The following is an 18002-nucleotide window of genomic DNA, read 5'->3' on the forward strand; positions in this document are numbered from 1 at the left end:
CAGACTATAAATTGCATTTTTCGCTCAAATTCAAATCCAATAATCAAAAAAACTGATTAAGCCTTTCAATATTACCAATTATCTTTTTGAACCCTGCACGACTATTCTAATCACAAGTCAACGGGGACGGGTTCAACAAACCATAAAGTTCGAACCATGTTTCTGATTAATTCGTAGATACCGTGTCCATTAGTCAACCGGTTGCCCGGTGCGAACGACACACAACAAACTAACTTAATGGAGATTAACCAATGGCAATTATCAACACTGCTATCAAACCTTTTAAAGCAAATGCATTTAAAGACGGTGAATTTGTTGAAGTAAGTAGTGAAGACATCAAGGGTAAATGGGCGGTATTCGTATTCTATCCTGCAGACTTCACTTTTGTTTGCCCGACTGAACTTGGCGACATTGCTGACAAGTACGAAGAGCTGCAAGCCCGTGGCGTAGAAGTATTCTCAGTATCAACTGATACACACTTCACTCACGCTGCATGGCACGCGTCTTCTGAGACCATCGGCAAAATCAAATTTGCAATGATCGGCGACCCTACCGGTGAGATCACACGCAACTTCGATTGTATGCGTGAAAACATGGGTCTGGCTGACCGTGGTACGTTCGTAGTTGACCCTGACGGTATCGTACAGGCAATGGAAATCACTGCTGAAGGTATCGGCCGTGAAGCAGACGACGTAGTACGTAAAGTTAAAGCAGCACAATACGTTGCTTCTCACCCTGGTGAAGTTTGTCCTGCTAAATGGAAAGAAGGCGAAGCGACATTAGCGCCTTCATTAGACCTGGTAGGCAAAATCTAAGGTAACGTTGTTTACCAACTCTTTGTGACGGTGCAGGCAACTGCCTGCACCTCCTTAACACTAAGCAAAAGGCAGAATTACCGTGTTAACTAAAGAAATTTTACAGGCATTGAAAGGCTACACCGCGTCAATGCAGAAAGAAGTAACATTCGTTGTCCAGACTGGCGAGCACAGCAAGCGTGACGAATTGGTTGAATTTCTGTCTGGCGTAGCAAGTGTAAGCGACAACATTAAGTTGGAAGAACGTGATACAAATGGCGTTTTACGCGGCGCGACAAGCTTCTTGCTTGAAGCTGACGGTGAAGATACCGGTATTCGTTTCTCCGGCATCCCGGGCGGACACGAGTTTAACTCGTTAATCCTGGCTATCTTACATGCGTCAGGCACAGCGCTGAAAGTAGACGACAATCTGCAAAACATCGTTAAAGGTGTCAACGAGCCGCTGCACTTTGAAGTGTTCATCAGCTTAAGTTGCCATAACTGTCCTGATGTTGTGCAGGCGCTGAATCAGTTTGCATTATTAAACCCTAACATCACATCTGAAATGATTGATGGCGGTGTTTATCCGAAACTGATTGAAGAAAGAGACATTCAGGGTGTACCGAGTGTTTACTTAAACGGCGAGTTATTCGCTAACGGCAAGGTAGATGCGTCTACACTGCTTGATAAGCTGTTAGAGCGCGACCCGTCGCTGAAAGAAGCGAACAAGGGTAAGAGCATGCCGCTGCAGGACGTAACCGTGATTGGTGGTGGTCCGGCAGGTGTGAGTGCCGCAATCTACAGTGCACGTAAAGGCTTAAACGTGACCATCGTGGCCGACCGTTTTGGTGGTCAGGTAAAAGATACCATGGGTATCGAAAATTTAATCTCAGTGCCGAAAACCACAGGCCCCGAACTGGTGGGCAACCTGATGGAGCACATGAAAGATTATGACATCACGTTGAAAGAGCACGTGAAAGTCGAAAACATTGAACGTGGCGACATTAAAATCGTGGCGTTGTCATCCGGCGAAGAAATTCGTACCCGCTCTATCATTGTGGCCACAGGTGCCCGTTGGAGAGAACTGGGTGTACCGGGTGAGAAAGAAAACGTAGGTAATGGCGTGGCATATTGTCCGCACTGTGATGGTCCTTTCTTTAAAGGAAAAGACGTAGCTGTTATCGGCGGGGGTAACTCAGGCATCGAGGCTGCTCTTGACCTGGCGGGTATCGTGAAGTCTGTCACCGTGTTCGAGTTTATGCCAACGCTGAAAGCCGATGATGTGCTGGTTAAGCAGGCTGAAAAGCGTGACAACATTACCATTCTGCGCAATGTAGCAACGAATCAGATTGTGGCAGAAAATGGCAAAGTAACGGCCATTGAGTACACAAATCGCGAAACGCAGGAAGTGACCACGTTACCGTTGGCAGGTGTGTTCGTCCAGATTGGTCTGGTACCGAACAGTCAGTTCATGCAAGGTGTCGTGGATATGACCAAACACGGTGAAATCATCGTTGATAATAAGTGTATTACTTCCGAGAAAGGCATTTTTGCAGCCGGCGACGTCACCACCGTGCCGTACAAGCAGATTGTCATCTCAATGGGTGAGGGCGCAAAAGCATCATTGTCTGCCTTTGAATACCTGTTGACTCACGAAGTCCCTGCAAACGAACAGGCTGATGCATAACGCATCGCAATAAAGAACTGACCGGCATCCTGTGATGCCGGTTTTTTTATGTCCGCCGTACTGTGATAGTTATTCCCGCCACGCCCAGTCTGTATGCTGCAAACCCAGCAGGGTAATAAACTGGGAGTAATCGTTTTTGCCCATCGCCATGGCAACGGTTTTAAATACCGACTTTGCCCGTGAAGCTTTTGCCTGAAGCAGTTCAAGGCGTTTCTCTGAATGGCTGTCGAAGCGGCTGGCGAGGATGTCGTCTATTTTATTTACGGTATGCCAATACGCCAGAACGTTGCTGATAAGCTTCTGGTAAATGCTTACCAGTCTTTTGTCCTTAAATACGTTTTCAAGTCCGGCACTGCTCACTGCCTGTTGAAAAGAGTGTACCGTTTCATGCTCAAGCATGCCTTCCAGTGCTGACAGTTCTCTGAGTAAATCATTCAGGTATTTTTGATGTTCAGCACCGGCGTAAAAACCGCTTTCCTGCATTTCGATATCACTGAGAAGGATATCTATATTCACCAGGTGCCGCTGTGTCGTGGCGATCATTACAACATCAGAATAAAGAAAATAATCAGTGAGCATACACGAATTTCCCACGTAAAGGGTAGGGAGAGCCTGATGAAACCTCTCTGATCCATAAACGGATCTGCATATTGCTTGACAAAAGCGCTTATTTGATTTAAAAACCGACCAGTTGGTTTGTTTTGGAAGAGTGATGACAGAATCAAAAGCGGATACGTCGCGAAAGCGTATTTTGGATGCTGCCACAGAAATTGCTATTGAACAGGGGCCCAAGGTGCTAACCCTGGACAATGTGGCAAAGCAGTGCGGAATGAGCAAAGGTGGTGTTATGCATCACTTTAAAAACAAAGATGCATTACTGGCCGGTATGGTGGAAAGCATGATTGGCATGATGAAAACTGAACTGTATGAAGTTGAGAAAGCCCATGCTGATGCGTTACCGGTGACAAATTTGTTGCGTACCCGCCAGCGGGCACACGAAAAGCTTGCTGTGCATCAGGCCAAAATTTTGCTGGTCGCGGCGGTGGAAAATTCGTCGTTATTGGCACCCATGCTCGAAATGATGCAAAGCAAACGTGAAGAAATTGAACAGCGCGACGCGGTGGATGAAAGCACCCTGTTGTGGCTGGCGGCTGATGGACTAAGCTTTCAGGAGCTGATGGACATCAGTCCTTTCACAGCAGAAGAGCGCATTGCCCTGCGCGGGAAATTAATTAATAAAGCGATTGCCTTAGAGGAAGCACGAAATGAAAATCAGGATTAAATTACCGTCAATTATGGCAATCGCAGCAGCATCTGCGGCTTTTCTGCTCGCAGGATGCAGCGGTGAAGCGCAGGAACAGAAAGCGCCGCCGCCACCGTTGGTTCAGGTTTATGAGGTCGGCGCAGACGATCAAACAGTCGTCAGACACTTTGTTGCCAGAGTGGATGCTCTGAGTACGGTGGATTTATCTTTTCAGGTAGCCGGACGCATAAACCAGCTGGCAGACCGTCAGGGGGTTGTGGTACCGGAAGGTGAATTGCTGGCCGCCCTGGATCCGCAGGATTACGAGCTGGCCCTGAAACAATCTGAAGCCAGTTTCCGCAAGGCAAAGTCTGATTTTGAACGTGGAAAACAGCTTCAGAACGATAATTACATCAGTCAGAGTGAATTCGATGCGCTGGAAACTGCTTATGAAAATGCGGAACTGGCTGTGGAGAATGCCGGTATCAATATTGAATATACCGAACTGCACGCGCCTTTCGATGCGCTGATCACTAACCGTCTGGTTGAAAAGTTCTCGTATGTGCAACCGAATCAGTCTGTGCTGCGGGTACAGAACATTAATTATCTGCGGGTTCACGTGAATGTTCCTGAGCAGCTAATGCGCTACGCCGTGGAAGAAAACCCGGTGTACCAGGCTTATCTTGAAGATGAAAACGGCAATCTGATTTCGGGTGACGACGGCAAACCGGTAACTTTAAGTTATCTGGAGCATAAAACTGAAATTAATACATCAACGCAAACTTATCAGGTGACATTTAAATTGCCCCGCCTTGAGCATCTGGACTTGCTGCCGGGTATGGTGCTGACAGCGCGTATTGTCGTGGCAAACCCCATCGGGCCGGTCGGTCTGTGGGTGCCGGTGAGTGCTGTTGATACTTCTGGCAGTGAAGACTTTGCGGTATGGCGGCTGGAAGGGGATAAAGTGGTTTATCACCCGGTGACAGTAGGTCTTATCCGTGATGATAAAGCGCAGGTAACAGCAGGACTGGAGGCCGGTATGCGGCTGGTGGCTGCGGGCACAGACAGCCTGCAGGATGGTATGACAGTACGGGAATTTAACAAGGAGAAGCCTGTACTATGAGAATCGCCACTTATTCAATTAAGAATCCGCTGACAGTATGGCTGCTCATGCTGATCTGCCTGATTGGCGGTGTCACCGGTGTCGTTGCCATCGGCAAGCTGGAAGATCCGGCTTTCGCGGTGAAAACCGCTATCGTTACTACCACGTATCCCGGCGCCACTGCCGAGGAAGTGGAGCTGGAAATTACCGAACCGCTTGAATCTACTATTCAGCAGCTGGCGCAACTGGGTGATATTACCTCCCGTTCTCTGCCAGGGCAGTCTCAGATCACGGTGGAGATCCGTGACGACTTCAACAGTGACAATTTGCAACAGGCCTGGGATGAATTGCGCCGCAAGGTGTCTGCGGCAGCCATGAAATTGCCGTCAGGAGCAAACAGTCCGGTGGTGAATGATGACTTCGGCGATGTATATGGCATGTTTTACGCTGTGGTGGCTGAAGGTTTTTCAGACCGTCAGCGCCAGGAGCTGGCAACACGGTTAAGACGTGAAGTGCTCACTGTGCCGGGCGTAACACAGGCACAACTGGCCGGCGTGCCGGAAGAAACTATTTATGTGGAAGTGACGCAGGAAAAGCTGGCCAGTCTGGGGATTTCTATGTCCAGTATTGCCAGCGTATTTCAGACCGAAAGTGATATTGCCAATGCGGGCAGCATGCGTCTGGGCGAGCGCCGGATCCGGCTGGTTTTGCCTGCCGGTGATGATTCCGAAGAAACCATTAAAGGTTTGAAATTCGGTGTGCCCGGCACCACCGAACAACTGCACATCGGCGACATTGCCCGTGTGTACCGTGTGGAATCTGAATCGCCGTCACAGGTTGTCAGACATAACGGTCACGAAGCGTTTACTCTGGCCATTGCCGGTCGCAGTGACCGGAATATTGTAGATATAGGTCACGCGGTCGAAGCGCACCTCGACGAACTGCGTACCCACTTACCTCTTGGCGTGGATATTCTGCCGATTTATGAACAGCATATTGTGGTAGATACAGCTATCAGCGACTTTCTGGTGAACCTGGCGGCTTCTGTTGCCATTGTTGTTGCTGTACTTTTGCTGGTCATGGGCTGGCGCGTCGGCGTTGTGGTTGGCGGTACATTGCTGCTTACTGTACTTGGTACCGTGCTTACCATGTGGATATTTGAAATCCAGATGGAGCGGATTTCCCTGGGCGCACTTATTATCGCCATGGGGATGCTGGTGGATAACGCTATTGTTATTGCCGAGTCTATGCTGTTAGGCATGCATAAAGGTCAGGACTCGGTATCCGCTGCCGAAGATGCGGCACAACAAACCCAGTACCCGCTGCTGGCTGCCACCGTCATCGGCATTCTTGCCTTTGCCGGCATCGGACTTTCACAGGATACCACCGGCGACTTCATGTTCTCGCTGTTCGCGGTGATCTGTATATCACTGCTGCTCAGCTGGATTCTGGCTGTTACGGTAACGCCTCTGCTGGGGCACTACCTGTTTACCCAAAAAGAAGCTGGTGAAGATGCCGGTCACTATGACGGCGGAGGCTACCGTTTTTACAAGGGGTTACTGGGTGCAGCGCTGCGCTTTCCCCGCATTACCGTACTTGTGCTGGTTGCCACGACGGCGGTCAGCGTAATGGGTTTTGCGCTGGTGAAGCAGTCCTTTTTCCCGCCGTCAAATACGCCCATTTTCTATATTAATTACACCTTGCCTCAGGGCAGCGACATCCGCGCTACTGAAGCTGACATTGCTGATATAGAAGCACTGGTGAAAGCCCGTGATGAGGTAGTAAACGTGACCAGTTTCATCGGCATGGGCGCAAGCCGGTTTATGCTGACGTATTCACCGGACCTGCCAAACCCGTCATTTGGTCAGTTAATTGTACGCACGCATAACCGTGAAGAAATACCGGTGGTGATGAACGAATTGCGGGCACAAATACGTGAACGGCATCCTCAGGCTGATGTATTTACTCAGCGTTTGTTCTTCGGTCCGGCTACCGGTGCGAAAATAGAGGCGCGCTTTAAAGGTAATGATTCTGCCGTGCTGCGGGAACTGGGAGCAAAAGCTGAAGCATTAATGCGTCAGGAGCCTACCATTACCGATGTGCGTCAGGACTGGCGTCAGCGCGAATTCACCATCTATCCGGTAGTGGATGAGCAGAAAGCGAAAATTGCCGGTTTGTCGCGTACTGATATTGCTGACGCAACGGAATTTGCCACGGTAGGTAAAACCGTAGGTATTTATCGTGAAGACGAACGTCAAATCCCGGTGGTGATCCGCCCGCCTGTATCAGAGCGTCAGAACATGGACTGGCTCAGAGATCGTTTGATATGGAGTGAAGTGCAACAGGACTTTATCCCTATCACACAGGTAATTAAAGAGTTTGATGTGCAGGCACACGACGGCATTATCAAACGCCGTAACCGTGTACGCACGCTGACCGTTCAGGCAGAACCCGCCGGCGATTACACCGCGGAGGAAGCCCGCCGGAACGTGGCAGCCGTGATTGAAAACATGCCTCTGCCGGACGGCTACAGTTTTGAGTGGGGCGGTGAGTTTGAAAGCTCCCGCGACGCGCAAAAAGCGCTGGGACAGCAGTTGCCGCTGAGTTTTCTCAGTATGATTCTGATCACCGTATTGCTGTTTAATGCGGTCAGGCAGGCATTGCTCATCTGGTTTATTGTGCCAATGGCGATTTGCGGTGTTACAGCAGGCCTGGTGTTTACCGGTATGCCATTCAGCTTCACGGCATTACTCGGGTTGTTAAGTCTGTCGGGCATGCTGATTAAAAACGCCATCGTACTGGTGGATGAAACCGATCTGCGCCGCAAAGAGGGCGGAGCACTGAGAGACGCGATTGTCGGTGCCAGCCTCAGTCGTGTAAGACCGGTAGTGCTTGCCGTGTTAACCACTGTTCTCGGTATGATCCCGCTGCTGTGGGATGCATTCTTTGCAAGTATGGCTGTGACTATCATGTCCGGCCTGACCTTTGCCACGTTACTCACGCTGGTGGCGGTACCGGTATTGTATTCGCTGTTTTTCAGTGAGAAGGACATGGGTCACTGATTACGACTTATTTGTGTGTGAGTGTCATATCCCTTCGTACCGGCGCATATTTTGCGCCGGTGCTTTTTCTGCTCCGTTAATCACGGCGTATACTGCGCTGCAGTTTTCGTGATATTAATGATAATGAATATCTTTTACATTTCTTAAGGGTGTTTGTACTATTAGCGTTTAAATGACTAGCGCACAGGACAAGTGCACAAACCTGCCTTCAGGTCAATCCGGACGTTATGACAAATATCATTCTTTCCTGCGGGATCAGTGCCTTATCACTGGTTCTGCTTTATGTAAGCTGGCAGAAGCAACATCGTGTCTGGCTGTGGTTTTCTTTGCTCGCTTTCGCGGGATCTTTTTTCATGTGGAGCAGGGCAACCGGCTGGGAGACAGGCAGTGTGTTCGCCCTTTGTCTGCCTGCTATCGGAGTGTGGCCGTTGATTTTAGCAAACCGGCAAACGCTGCCGTCACCTAAAAATCAGCCGGCACCCAAACCGTTGAGTTTTGTCAGACGGGAGGTGTTGCAACATGCCGGTCATTATCTGGTGATCCTGATCGTGTTGTTAGTCGTCAGTTTACTGTCCAGTCTCGCTGTCAGTCTGGCGCTGCCCATGAAAGAAACAGGACAACTGGCTACCTGTATTGTGTTGTTGCCGGTTATCTGGGGCCTGCTGGGATATCACTACTTTGCCGTTGCATCAAAACCAAAAGCCCTGGCGCTTTACACAGTACTGGGTGCACTCAGCGCAGCGTATCTTCTTTTCATTCCGGCATTTCAGGCAGTATCAGTATGAATAAAACTACAAAACAAGCTGCATTAAATGCCCACAGCTGGGTGGGTGTGTTTTTAAGTGTATTGCTGTTTCTTGTGTGCTGGTCCGGTACGCTGGCTGTGTTTCATCAGGAATTTGAACGCTGGGAGCAACCGGGTGTTACGGAACTGGAAACGGTATCAGGAGACGTAATTGATACCGCCATGGCTAATTTCCTTGCTGAACATAAAGAAGAAACTCATCATCTCTTCGTCGTTTTGCCAACCTCGAATATTCCCAGGCTTGTGGTTGAAAACGATCACACCGCCTGGTTTGCCGGTGCATCCGGTGAACTGCTGGAAGAGGAATCTGTGTCCTTCACTAAAATGCTGGTGGATTTGCACCTGTATCTCAATTTGCCGGCAAGCTGGGGCATGATTCTGGTGAGCGCGCTGGGTGCCATTATCGTCACGTTAGTGATAAGCGGTATTGTGGCGCATAAACGCATCAAAAAAGATGCCTTCCGTTTACGGCAGGGCGGAAACGGTCAGCAGTATCAAATTGATTTACATAACCGTTTCGGTTTGTGGGCATCACCGTTTCATCTGATCATTGGTATCACCGGTGCGTACTTTGGTCTTGCAGGCCTTGTGCTGGTGCTGGTCGCTCAATTGTATTTTGGTGGTGACCGTGATGCGGTGATAGAAAAGATTTTCACACCGGACCCTGAATTGTCGCAGCCTGTTTCGACTCCGCAAATCGGTAGAGCCGTAGAACAGATGGCCACCATTGCCCCTGATAATCAGCTGATTTTCCTCACCGTGCATGAGGTGAATACACCGGAGCAATTCATCGAAATTTATGCCAGAGTGCCGGGTAAAATGATTTACTCAGAGAATTACCGGTTTGACAGTGCGGGGAATTATCTCGGTACAGCCGGCTATGCAGACGGGCACTGGGGCAAGCAGGTGGTTTACGCCATGTACCGTTTACACTTCGGTGATTTTGCCGGTATTCCCTCTAAGCTGTTGTATTTCGTTCTTGGCCTTATGCTTACCGTGTTGTGTATTTCCGGTATGGAAATCTGGTTGGCGAAGAAGGCCAATCCGCCGCTGGCTACACGCTTATGGCATTGTGTAGTATGGGGAAGCGTATCAGCCCTTGCGCTTACTGCGCTGGTTGATATGTTTGCTGCCATTCCGCTCATCCCTGTTTTCTGGATAGTGATGGCCCTCAACCTCACTCTTACGGTGGCGGTTAAGTCGCTGGATAAATCCGCCTGGCTTGGATTATCGGCGCTGTCGGTGTTAGTGATGCTGTTCGCTTATGTCATCTGTCACGGCGGGGATGCCATGTCATTGCCGGCATTGCAACTGAACATACCTATGCTCGCTTATGTTGGCTGGGCATTACTCAGGTGTAAACAGTTAAGGACGGGAACGAACTGAAACAGGAGGCTGATGCCTCCTGTTTTTTTATGCTTTTAGCGGGCTCTTTGCTGGCGCTGACCGGGTTTCCCTTTTGCGCCGTTTCTGCCTTTACCAGAGGCATTTTTTTCGCGGAAGCCTTTTGGCGGTAAACCGGTGTGCTTCGTTAAAGCCCGTTCACCCCGTTTGCCTTTTTGCACCTTCTGGCGTTTTTCGTCTGCGGTTTCCGGCGGAACCAGATGCTGAGGGCCACGACCAATCAGATCTTCACGTCCCATTTTCTTCAGTGCTTCGCGGATTTGCGCAAAGTTCTTCGGATCATGGTAACGCAGCATGGCCTTGTGCAGACGGCGGTGAATTTCACCTTTTGCTGAGGGTACCTGTTCACTGTCTTTATTGACCTTACGCAGCGAATTCACCCCAGTGTGATACATCGTGGTGGCTGTCGCCATAGGTGACGGATAGAAATTCTGTACCTGATCCAGCTTAAAGCGGTTTTCTTTCAGCCAGATTGCCAGGTTCAGCATATCTTCATCCGTTGTGCCCGGGTGAGAGGCGATAAAATAAGGAATGAGATACTGTTTTTTACCGGCTTCGGCAGAATACTTATCAAATAATTCCTTAAACCGGTAGTAACTGCCCATACCGGGTTTCATCATCTTGCTAAGCGGCCCTTCCTCGGTATGCTCCGGCGCAATTTTCAGATAGCCACCGGTATGATGAAGTGCCAGTTCTTTCACGTACTCAGGGTCTTCAACCGCCAGGTCGTAACGCACGCCAGACGCAATCAATACCTTTTTGATGCCTGGCAATTCCCGTGCACGGCGATACAAATCGATAGTCGGTTTATGGTCGGTATCCATATGTGCACAGATAGACGGGTACACACAGGACGGACGGCGACAGGTCGCTTCCGCTTTAGCACTCTTACACCGCAGGCGGTACATGTTTGCCGTCGGGCCACCGAGATCGGAAATAACACCGGTAAAGCCCGGCACCTTATCGCGGATATCTTCTATTTCACGAATGATTGAATCTTCAGACCGGCTCTGAATAATGCGGCCTTCGTGTTCTGTAATCGAACAGAAGGTACAACCGCCGTAACAGCCACGCATGATATTAATGGAAAAACGAATCATGTCGTAAGCCGGTATTTTTGCATCTCCGTAAACCGGGTGGGGGATACGCTGGTAAGATAAATCAAATACCGCGTCCATTTCATCGGTTTCCAGCGGCATGGCCGGCGGATTAATCCAGATGTGACGGTCGCCATGGCGTTGCATTAATGCACGGGCACAACCAGGATTGACTTCCTGATGCAGAATCCGGGAAGTATGGGCATAAAGTGCTTTGTTGTCTTTCACCACTTCATAAGCAGGCAGTTTGACATACACGTGTTCCCAGGGCTTGCGGCGTTCAACCGGCTGGATAACAACCCCTTTCGCTTCCGGTGCTTCAGAGGACGTTGTGTCTTCTTTATCACATTCCGGCAATTCCTGATAAGGCGAGGGGATCGGGTCTATTTTACCCGGGCGATCCAAAGACGTGGAGTCGACACCCTGCCATTCCGGCAGTGCCTCTTTTACGATAATCGCTGTACCGCGCACATCACGGATATCTGCAATGTCTTCACCGGAGGCCAGTCTGTGGGTCACTTCAACCAGCGGGCGCTCGGCATTACCGAAAAATAACATGTCAGCTTTACTGTCAAACAGCACGGAACGTCTGACTTTTTCTGACCAGTAATCGTAGTGTGCAATCCGGCGAAGGCTGGCTTCAATGCCGCCAACAATAACCGGCACGCCTTTGAAGGCTTCACGGCAGCGCTGGGAATACACGGTTACCGCACGATCAGGCCGTTTGCCGCCCACATTGCCCGGGGTATAGGCATCGTCATGGCGAATTTTCTTATCCGCTGTGTAACGGTTGATCATGGAATCCATATTTCCGGCAGTCACACCGAAATACAGATTGGGTTTCCCCAGTTTCATGAAGTCGTCTTTACTGGTCCAGTCAGGCTGGGCAATAATACCCACGCGGAAACCGTGGGCTTCCAGTACCCGTCCGATCACCGCCATACCAAAACTGGGGTGGTCCACATACGCATCACCGGTGACCAGAATCACATCACAGCTGTCCCAGCCGAGCTCGTCCATCTCTTCCTTTGACATGGGTAAAAATGGCGCAGTACCGTAGCAATGAGCCCAGTACTTCGGATAGGAAAACAGGCCGCGGTCAGCCTTGATGGTAGCTTGCATGACAATAAACCGGAAAGAACGACGTAAAGGCGTAATTATATCAGCTACCCGCGGGGTGACGATAGTTAAATACAAAAAAGCGTGCCCGGTCCGGCACGCTTTTGCCGTGTTTCAACCCCCGGTTGCCACACGGCAGACCACATCGTTGCCTGCAGGCGGCTCAGGCGGTGGTATTAATGCCAATGCTGGAAGTGAGTCTGTCCATCAGAGATGCGGACGCAGAACCCAGTTGTTCATTGCTGGCATAGGTTTGTGTCTGGCTGTTACCCGGCGGCGGTGGTGGCATATCAGTAGCTGCTGACTGTCTGGCAGACTGCTGATCGTGCTTCTGTTGAAAGAAGCTCTCCAGATTGATCCCGTTCTCTTCTGCAAAAGCCTGCATGGTGGCCGGCGCGTTGGCGGCAAGGCTTTGCGCATCAAATTCGCCTGATGTTTCCATGTCCATTATGCTCTGCATAAAGGCTTTTACATCTTCATCACTGCCGGATTCCGCCATGTATTCTGATAATGCATCCTGCTGAGGTGGCGGTGGTGGCGGGCTCTGGTTTTTAATACTGTTAACGTTACTGGTGCCGGTCAGTGCGCCGGTTTGCATGGCACTGTTTAATTGAGAGATTTCCATTAGGTTGCTCCTGTGGTCGATGCCCGAATTGGCATGATGTTAAAATAGCAACCTGTATTCCGGTGTGTGTCAGTATTGTGTAAAGGTGGGTAAAGCGGACGTTGTCCACGAAATCGGATGCTGTGATAGACTGCATTTTTAAAAAAAGGTTTTCAGGAGACATTGTGGCTTACTGGCTGTTTAAATCAGAACCGGATGCATTTGGTATCGACGATCTTGCTGCCCGTCCGGATAAAACTGAGCCCTGGGACGGGGTCAGAAACTATCAGGCAAGAAATTTCATGCGCGATGAGGTGAAAGCCGGGGATTTACTGTTTTTCTATCACTCAAGCTGCAAGGACGTTGGCATTGCCGGTGTTGCAGAAATTTCCCGTGATGCCTATCCCGATGCGAGTCAGTTCGATCCCGAAAGCAAATATTACGATCCTAAATCAGACCGCGATAATCCCCGCTGGTTTTGCGTAGATGTGACGTTTAAAGAGAAGTTTGCTTCGGTGCTTCCGCTGGCGACAATCAAAGCCATGCCGGAAATAGAGCAACTGGGTGTGGTTAAAAAAGGGCACCGTTTGTCGGTGATGCCCGTTACACCAGATGAATGGGATGCACTGTATGCAAAGGCAAAAGCCTCCCGTAAATAAACCCCTGCGCTGCTAAACCAGGCGCAATACAAGCTCAGGCCCGGCATCAAAAAACGGGCCTGCCTTACGTTAATAGAAACTGATGTCGTCCATTGACATCCATACTGAATCACCGGCTTTACCGTGCTTTCCGGTCTCCAGCATCAGCAACTGTGCACTGTCCAGTTTTCCGCCACAGAATGCACTGAAGGGTAACTGCACCGTTTGCCAGGCCGGGGTGGCTGAGAATGAGGTTTCACATTCGCCGCTGCCCGTGGTCAGGCTGACAAAATATTCTCCCTCGCCACGCACTAAAAGCGTGATGCCTGTATAAGCGGAGGCGTCTACCGGTACCACAGCGCCCGGAGTAAAGTGCATCCGTACTGAAGCTTCCGGTTCTTCCTTATTAGACAAAGCAGCCTGCATGAAATAGGCATAGCCACTGCCATCTTCTTTCGGTACCCGCTGAGACAATGACCGGCTATGTCCTACGCCGGTATCCCGGTGATTGATATACACCGTATTTAATGCCGTTCTGCCCGATGAAGACTCAAAATCATCAATCAATGCAGTGGCTTTTACCGCTGGCGGTAAGCCTTCGGGCTGCGGCGTGACAAGAGTGTTGTTACGCGCCTTCAGTTCGCCGTCAATCCAGACCTGCTCAACCTTGCGGGTATCTGAGATGGATTCCCAGGGCATACCGTCAATGATCACAAGATCAGCCCGTTTTCCGGCTTCCAGAGTCCCTCTGTCTTCCAGCAAGTTCAGGGCGGCAGCACTGTTTCTGGTTGCGGCAACCAGTGCCTGCTCCGGCGTCAGCCCTCCGGCAACTAAAAGCTCCATCTCACGGTGAGTGGAACTGCCGTGTGGTGTTTTAGGCATACCGGCGTCAGTCCCTGTTGCTACGGGAATGCCAGCTTCACTGAACAACTTCAAGTTGTACATGGAGTGTTTCTGACGGTTGTCTGCCATGGCCAGTGCTTCTTCGTCGTAATAAGCCTTTTTCGCTTCTGTGACTTCATACACCGCCAGGCTGGGCGAATACGTCATGTTAGCTGTCAGCATGGCCTGAACCAGTTCTTCATCTGCGTCGCCGTCCTGAACAGCATGTACCAGCACATCCACACCGGCACCGGCGGCTTTCTTCGCGCGGTCTACCGTGACCACGTGAGCCACAACAGGCAGACCCAGAGGGTGAGCAGCATCAGCCATGCCCTTCATGGTGAGTTCATCCATGCTGGTATTTTCTTCCTTACGGCCATAACGCCAGCCATCAGCAAATAATTTGATGAGATCGGGCTTATAGGGTGCCAGCGTTTTCATGGCAACAGCGGCATCTTCCGGTGTGGAAATTTTATACGTGGTGTGGTTATCTGCCCACATTGCACCATGGCCACCCGGTGTGCTCATTCTTGCAGCGAAAGCCACATGCGGGGCACTGAGGTTCGCCAGCCAGGCGCGCTTGGGTGCATAAGACTCCGGCGCAGAATGAAAATCGGTGACAGTGGTAACACCATGAATGACATATTGCTCAGCAATGGCCGGAATGGAAGGTGGTTCACCACCCGGTGTCCAGTGCACGTGGATATCAAAAAAACCGGGTAACATGGCTTTGCCGCTGGCATCTATAACCTCAGCATTTCCCGCGTCGCTGATGGAAGCGGCTATCTGACTGATGCGGCCGTCTTTTACCAGCACATCTGCAACGAAAGGTTTTTTACCTGTGCCGTCGAACAGCGTAGCCTGTTTAAAAAGGGTATCTGCACAGGCAGCGTTGAATAGCGAAAAACAAAGAGAACCGGCCAGAACAAGAGATGAACCAGTTGGGCGTAAACGCATAATAACAATCCGTATTGTTTGCTCAAGCGTTGGCAGCGCGTGAAGCGGGTAGGGCGTCCTGACAAATCTGATATTTGCAGATGGCTGCCGGATAACCTACAGGCTAAAGATAAATCGCTAATAAAATGCGTTCTGTGACATATAGGCTATACTTTTGTTGTAGAGATTGTGGTTGCAAAAAGTAGCCGCTGTTTTTTCTCAGGTAGCAGGGAAACACCTTGAATAATCACAGTACACCTATGTCAGCTCAGCCATTACTGAACAATCAGCTGGCCTTCACCGAATTGCTTTCAACACTGACCTCAAGATTAATCAATGTAAAACATGCTGAGCTGGATCCTCTGATAGAGCAGAGCCTTGGCGCATACGGAAAATTCCGTGGTGTTCAGCGGTGCTACCTGTTCCGTTTTTCTGCAGACAAAACCACTATGGACAATACCCATGAATGGGTAGCAAATGGTGTGAAGCCCTATAAGCAGCAATTGCAGGGCGTGGTAACAACAGAACTCCCTTACTTTACCCGCGCCATTTTCTCTGAGCAGCTGTTCAGAATTAATGATGTTAATGATCTGCCGGAGGAAGCCGCCGGAGAAAAGGCGGAGTTTCAGCGTGAAAATATCAGTTCTATTTTGTGTGTTGCCATTCGGATAAACGATGAGCTTACCGGATTTGTCGGATGTGATGTGGTGGGGTCACCCTATGAGTGGCAGGACAACGACGTACGTTATCTTAAGCTCATCGGCGAAATTCTGAGTAATACACTGGAAAGTCAGGCAAACCGCATCGCCCTCGAGCGGGTAAGTAACGAACTGCTGGCCGCGAATCAAAAGCTGGATGTACTGGCAAATTCAGACGGACTGACCGGTATTGCCAACCGGCGCTTTTTCGACAACAGTTTGCAAAAGGCCATCCGCCGATGTGCCAGAAGCTGTAACACGTTAAACCTGGTCATGCTGGATGTGGATTTTTTCAAACAGTACAACGACACATACGGCCATGTGGCCGGTGACGAAGTACTGAAAAATATCAGTGAAGTATTGAGCAGGGTTGCCCGCAGACCGGATGATGTGGCAGCACGGTATGGTGGAGAAGAGTTTGCTGTACTGTTGCCCTGTATTCCCGCTGAAGAAGCGCACAGTATTACGCAAACGTTGCTGGATGAAATTTCTGCGCTGGCAGTACCTTTTCCGGAATCTGCAGTGAGTAAGTTTATCACTGTCAGCGCCGGCATTGCGTCTTTGCGTTGCGACAAAAACACCAAGCCGGTAGAGCTTGTACTGCTGGCAGACAAGGCCCTTTACCGTGCAAAGCAAAACGGCAGAAAAGGAATTGTCCACGGAGACGTGAATAACACGCCCGGTTGATTCAGATCGGGTTTTAAGAAAAAAGCAGCCCTTACACCTTGATTCCCGACGTTGAAAAGGAATAATACGTCTCTCAGTTTATCTTCCGGAGTTTTCTGGTGAAATACCTACCGCTTTTACCGTTATTATTCTTTGCTGCCCCCTCTTATGCAGCAACCGGCACCACCTTCATCGGCATGATTATCGTTGTGGTTTTTGTCACTATTATGCTGGTCCTTTATTTTCTCGTGGTAACCGAAGCCGGCAGCAAAAACAAAGACAACAATGACAGTGAGCAGGCTGCCCCGGCGGAAGAGCGCAGTAAAAAAGAGCGTTAATCCGCTGATTCAGCGTATTAGCACTATTTTGGCTATTTTCTGGTCCGCAAAGTATTCTCTGGTGAAGTTTACTAAGTGAAAAAGCCGTGAATCATGTATTCTTGGCAACTTCATTAAAAGTTGTCAGTTAAAGGTTATTCCCCGTTATGAGTTCAGATCAGGCAAAACGTCTTAATAAATACATCAGTGACACCGGCCACTGTTCCCGGCGTGAAGCAGATAAACTCATCGAACAAAAACGGGTAACCATTAATGATAAGCTCCCGGAGCTGGGCACCAAAGTGGAGCCGGGGGATAAAGTCAAAGTCGACGGTAAACTTATAGGTGCGGTGGCTGCTGATAAATCAGACCGGATTTACATTATGTATAACAAACCGGTTGGTATTACCTGTACAACGGAACGTCACGTCAAAGGCAATATCATCGACGCGATAGGCCATAAAGAGCGCATATTCCCCATCGGTCGTCTCGACAAACCTTCCGAAGGCTTGATCCTGCTCACCAGTGACGGCGACATTGTGAATAAAATCCTGCGGGCAGAAAACGCCCATGATAAAGAATATGATGTGACCGTCAATCAGCCCATCAGCGGACGTTTTTTACAGAAAATGTCCCGTGGCGTACCCATCCTCGGCACAGTCACCAAACCCTGTCAGCTTGAATCCCGTGGCCGGGATCGCTTCACCATTATTCTGACTCAGGGATTAAACCGCCAAATCCGCAGAATGTGCGAATTCCTCGGCTATGAAGTCACCAAACTGAAACGCACCCGCATCATGCACCTGACTTTAGGCAATCTGCGTCCCGGCCAGTGGCGTAACCTCACTGAAAAGGAACTGGATTTGCTGAATAAAGCTGTACAAGGTTCTAAGAAGACAGCGCCGGAAAAAACAGAGAAGTAAAGCTGCTTGCAATGGATATGAAAAA

Annotated in this window: 15 protein-coding genes; 11 read left to right on the forward strand and 4 right to left on the reverse strand. The window is 49.8% G+C overall.

Annotated elements, in window-relative coordinates:
* Window positions 1-251 precede the first annotated feature (251 nt).
* On the forward strand, window positions 252-815 hold the full coding sequence (ahpC, locus tag ACXAGR_RS18765; protein WP_119501027.1) for an alkyl hydroperoxide reductase subunit C: 564 nt from the start codon (window positions 252-254) through the stop codon (window positions 813-815).
* A gap of 82 nt (window positions 816-897) precedes the next feature.
* On the forward strand, window positions 898-2481 hold the full coding sequence (ahpF, locus tag ACXAGR_RS18770) for an alkyl hydroperoxide reductase subunit F (protein ID WP_474851886.1): 1584 nt from the start codon (window positions 898-900) through the stop codon (window positions 2479-2481).
* Between the two features lie 69 nt (window positions 2482-2550).
* Here the strand turns inward: ahpF and ACXAGR_RS18775 are convergent, their stop codons facing one another.
* The gene (locus ACXAGR_RS18775; protein ID WP_119501029.1) at window positions 2551-3060 is read right to left on the reverse strand and encodes a hypothetical protein; all 510 of its coding nucleotides are present in this window, start codon (window positions 3058-3060) and stop codon (window positions 2551-2553) included.
* 133 nt (window positions 3061-3193) lie between these two features.
* Between ACXAGR_RS18775 and ACXAGR_RS18780 the strand changes: the two genes are divergently transcribed.
* The 5 genes from ACXAGR_RS18780 to ACXAGR_RS18800 all read left to right on the forward strand — a co-directional run bounded on the left by ACXAGR_RS18780 (window position 3194) and on the right by ACXAGR_RS18800 (window position 10079).
* Window positions 3194-3763: a TetR/AcrR family transcriptional regulator gene (locus ACXAGR_RS18780; protein ID WP_474845667.1), complete on the forward strand. Its 570-nt coding sequence runs from the start codon at window positions 3194-3196 to the stop codon at window positions 3761-3763.
* Window positions 3747-4847 carry an efflux RND transporter periplasmic adaptor subunit gene (locus tag ACXAGR_RS18785; protein WP_474845669.1) on the forward strand — a complete coding sequence of 367 codons (1101 nt, stop codon included), beginning with the start codon at window positions 3747-3749 and terminating at the stop codon, window positions 4845-4847. Before ACXAGR_RS18780 ends, ACXAGR_RS18785 begins: the two co-directional genes overlap by 17 nt.
* Window positions 4844-7888: an efflux RND transporter permease subunit gene (locus ACXAGR_RS18790; RefSeq protein WP_474851888.1), complete on the forward strand. Its 3045-nt coding sequence runs from the start codon at window positions 4844-4846 to the stop codon at window positions 7886-7888. The genes ACXAGR_RS18785 and ACXAGR_RS18790 overlap by 4 nt, the downstream gene beginning before the upstream one ends.
* A 227-nt stretch (window positions 7889-8115) precedes the next feature.
* Window positions 8116-8673 carry a hypothetical protein gene (locus ACXAGR_RS18795; protein WP_119501033.1) on the forward strand — a complete coding sequence of 186 codons (558 nt, stop codon included), beginning with the start codon at window positions 8116-8118 and terminating at the stop codon, window positions 8671-8673.
* Window positions 8670-10079, forward strand: a complete 1410-nt coding sequence (locus ACXAGR_RS18800; protein ID WP_474851891.1) for a PepSY-associated TM helix domain-containing protein — start codon at window positions 8670-8672, stop codon at window positions 10077-10079. Before ACXAGR_RS18795 ends, ACXAGR_RS18800 begins: the two co-directional genes overlap by 4 nt.
* A gap of 35 nt (window positions 10080-10114) precedes the next feature.
* On the opposite strand, the gene ACXAGR_RS18805 is transcribed toward ACXAGR_RS18800, so the two are convergent.
* Entirely contained in the window at window positions 10115-12316 is a 2202-nt protein-coding gene (locus ACXAGR_RS18805) for a YgiQ family radical SAM protein (RefSeq protein ID WP_474851892.1), read from the reverse strand.
* Window positions 12317-12476: 160 nt separating this feature from the next.
* Window positions 12477-12938, reverse strand: coding sequence for a hypothetical protein (locus ACXAGR_RS18810; RefSeq protein ID WP_474845679.1), 462 nt, complete (start codon window positions 12936-12938; stop codon window positions 12477-12479).
* A 164-nt stretch (window positions 12939-13102) separates the two neighbouring features.
* Between ACXAGR_RS18810 and ACXAGR_RS18815 the strand changes: the two genes are divergently transcribed.
* Window positions 13103-13576 carry an EVE domain-containing protein gene (locus ACXAGR_RS18815; RefSeq protein WP_474845681.1) on the forward strand — a complete coding sequence of 158 codons (474 nt, stop codon included), beginning with the start codon at window positions 13103-13105 and terminating at the stop codon, window positions 13574-13576.
* 69 nt (window positions 13577-13645) lie between these two features.
* On the opposite strand, the gene ACXAGR_RS18820 is transcribed toward ACXAGR_RS18815, so the two are convergent.
* Window positions 13646-15394, reverse strand: a complete 1749-nt coding sequence (locus ACXAGR_RS18820) for an amidohydrolase family protein (RefSeq protein WP_474851894.1) — start codon at window positions 15392-15394, stop codon at window positions 13646-13648.
* Between the two features lie 218 nt (window positions 15395-15612).
* Here ACXAGR_RS18820 and ACXAGR_RS18825 point away from each other — a divergent pair, with 218 nt between their 5' ends.
* The 3 genes from ACXAGR_RS18825 (at window position 15613) to rluF (ending at window position 17977) form a co-directional block, all read left to right on the forward strand.
* Entirely contained in the window at window positions 15613-16758 is a 1146-nt protein-coding gene (locus ACXAGR_RS18825) for a sensor domain-containing diguanylate cyclase (protein WP_474851896.1), read from the forward strand.
* Between the two features lie 98 nt (window positions 16759-16856).
* Window positions 16857-17075: a hypothetical protein gene (locus tag ACXAGR_RS18830; RefSeq protein ID WP_474851898.1), complete on the forward strand. Its 219-nt coding sequence runs from the start codon at window positions 16857-16859 to the stop codon at window positions 17073-17075.
* A 146-nt stretch (window positions 17076-17221) separates the two neighbouring features.
* Complete coding sequence (rluF, locus tag ACXAGR_RS18835; protein WP_474851900.1) at window positions 17222-17977, forward strand: 23S rRNA pseudouridine(2604) synthase RluF; 756 nt, start codon at window positions 17222-17224, stop codon at window positions 17975-17977.
* Window positions 17978-18002: the final 25 nt, after the last annotated feature.

Source organism: Alteromonas sp. ABH4_457, assembly GCF_056160625.1.

Bases quoted from the DNA above. Each gene is read 5' to 3' on its own strand.
- ACXAGR_RS18820 (WP_474851894.1), bottom strand. From the start codon at position 15,394: ATGCGTTTACGCCCAACTGGTTCATCTCTTGTTCTGGCCGGTTCTCTT.
- ACXAGR_RS18780 (WP_474845667.1), top strand. From the start codon at position 3,194: ATGACAGAATCAAAAGCGGATACGTCGCGAAAGCGTATTTTGGATGCT.
- ACXAGR_RS18800 (WP_474851891.1), top strand. From the start codon at position 8,670: ATGAATAAAACTACAAAACAAGCTGCATTAAATGCCCACAGCTGGGTG.
- ACXAGR_RS18795 (WP_119501033.1), top strand. From the start codon at position 8,116: ATGACAAATATCATTCTTTCCTGCGGGATCAGTGCCTTATCACTGGTT.
- ACXAGR_RS18810 (WP_474845679.1), bottom strand. From the start codon at position 12,938: ATGGAAATCTCTCAATTAAACAGTGCCATGCAAACCGGCGCACTGACC.
- ACXAGR_RS18785 (WP_474845669.1), top strand. From the start codon at position 3,747: ATGAAAATCAGGATTAAATTACCGTCAATTATGGCAATCGCAGCAGCA.
- ahpC (WP_119501027.1), top strand. From the start codon at position 252: ATGGCAATTATCAACACTGCTATCAAACCTTTTAAAGCAAATGCATTT.
- rluF (WP_474851900.1), top strand. From the start codon at position 17,222: ATGAGTTCAGATCAGGCAAAACGTCTTAATAAATACATCAGTGACACC.
- ACXAGR_RS18805 (WP_474851892.1), bottom strand. From the start codon at position 12,316: ATGCAAGCTACCATCAAGGCTGACCGCGGCCTGTTTTCCTATCCGAAG.
- ACXAGR_RS18790 (WP_474851888.1), top strand. From the start codon at position 4,844: ATGAGAATCGCCACTTATTCAATTAAGAATCCGCTGACAGTATGGCTG.
- ACXAGR_RS18775 (WP_119501029.1), bottom strand. From the start codon at position 3,060: ATGCTCACTGATTATTTTCTTTATTCTGATGTTGTAATGATCGCCACG.